We start from the raw sequence: 1505 nt of genomic DNA, 5'->3' as shown, positions 1-1505 counted from the left end.
AGGCTGATTGGCGAGGCGCTACTCGCTCCATTCCGCGTCGACGTCCCGAGCAAGATGTCCCGCGAGGATGTAGTCCCCAAGTTGCGTCGCTTTTGCCTCCAGGCGCTCCAGCTCACTGGCTGGCAACTCGCTCAGCCCAAATTGGCAGTAGAGATTGCGCTGACGGAACGTTGCCTTCAGTCGACTTAGTCCAGCGACAAGCGCCGCAGGCGAGTTGACTGCGATGTCCTCATGGCCGCGATACTGGACACGTACCCCCCGCTTATCCCCCAGACGGCCAAGTTCAACCGCGTCTTGCCAACCCGTCTCGTAATCCAAATCGACGACGGTTACCCCCGCCGTCTCTAGGAGCTTTAGCGCCTGCCCCTTGGTCCCAGCTCGAACTATCCCCATCTTCTCCTCCAACGCCATAAGGGCATGTGGCAATGCGCGCACCACGCTCATCAGCCCCTTATGTTGCGTTGCAATATTGTAATCGGGAATCCGTTGGGCACCACAACTGGTGGCGTGCCCCGTACTGAGACCGTGACATCGTTGGCGCAAGAAGCAAGTGACGCTGCGCGGGTAGCTACCGACTGTTGGTGGCTGTGGATCCACGCCCGCCAAAGCTCCCACCTCCCACTATTCCAGCCTACTGCATCCCGGTTGCAGAGGGGGTCCCGTCGACCGAGCGCGGAAAAATCGCAGGGAAGGAGAGCAATCAACAGAAGCGAAGGCGGCTTCTTCCGTTGGGGCCCGGCGCTCCGTTTGCGCTCAGATTGAGCTCATCGAATGCGTCGTACGGCGTCGAGCATGGAATGTCCCTGGCTTGTCAGTCGCGGGTGGACATTGCCACTGCTATGCCCATGTTCCATCGTCACCAGCTTATGTTCCAACAAGGCATCCAGTTGCTCGGGGTCAAGGTCGTGAATCTCTGCCGCATCACCGAGCAGCAGCAGGGCGGCGATTTCGTGCGGACTTAGCATGTCGGCCTCCTTTGTCGGGTCAAAAGGGAAATGCGACTGCTGACCCGTGGACTGCGCCACGGAGAAAAATGAGAACCGCTATGGATGTATCGGTGCGAAAGGCGCTGGACGCGCACACCGAACGCTCACAGTAAGCCCTTTGATCGCAGGAGGCAAGCGATCGCTATGCTGCGGAGCAGCGGAGTGAGCGAGATGCCAGTTTGTGATAGCAGGGCCAATCAGGCGATCAACCTCCTCCGCCGGAGAGTTGTTCCGCTTGCTCGTCACTTGCCGGATGGCGCCTGCAGCGCAGCGGATTACTCGTCCGTCGGTGCTGTTTTTGACTCACAGGGTGCCGATCAACTCCATGGCTCTTACGCCACTGATCTCTCATTTGCTTTCAGGGCTGTAGCGTACCCATTTCTGCGAAGCCCTTCCCAGCTTCTGGAAGACTGTGCGCCCAAACAACATCGGTCTCGATGTCGCTCAGTTCGATCTTAAATGTCGCCAAATCCCCTTCAGACGGTGATCGAGTTTCAAATCCGTCCTGGCGCAAGCCTA

General features: G+C 58.6%; 2 protein-coding genes. Both read right to left on the bottom strand.

Translation table 11 applies throughout. The annotated features are described in order from the left end of the window. Positions 1–18: 18 nt before the first annotated feature. A complete protein-coding gene (locus tag J8I34_RS33960) occupies positions 19–393 on the bottom strand; it encodes a PHA-granule associated protein 4 (RefSeq protein ID WP_209808552.1) in 375 nt (124 codons plus the stop codon). A gap of 371 nt (positions 394–764) precedes the next feature. Next, the gene (locus tag J8I34_RS33955) at positions 765–965 is read right to left on the bottom strand and encodes a hypothetical protein (RefSeq protein WP_084402662.1); all 201 of its coding nucleotides are present in this window, start codon (positions 963–965) and stop codon (positions 765–767) included. Between the last annotated feature and the right edge of the window lie 540 nt (positions 966–1505).

The sequence above is a fragment of the Cupriavidus phytohabitans genome, from assembly GCF_017815025.1.
Taxonomy (GTDB): domain Bacteria; phylum Pseudomonadota; class Gammaproteobacteria; order Burkholderiales; family Burkholderiaceae; genus Cupriavidus.
Note: the sequence above shows the minus strand (reverse complement) of the source record. Positions and strands in the feature narration are given on the sequence as shown.

Coding starts and splice junctions, on each gene's coding strand:
- J8I34_RS33960 (WP_209808552.1), bottom strand. CDS start 393: ATGGGGATAGTTCGAGCTGGGACCAAGGGGCAGGCGCTAAAGCTCCTA.
- J8I34_RS33955 (WP_084402662.1), bottom strand. CDS start 965: ATGCTAAGTCCGCACGAAATCGCCGCCCTGCTGCTGCTCGGTGATGCG.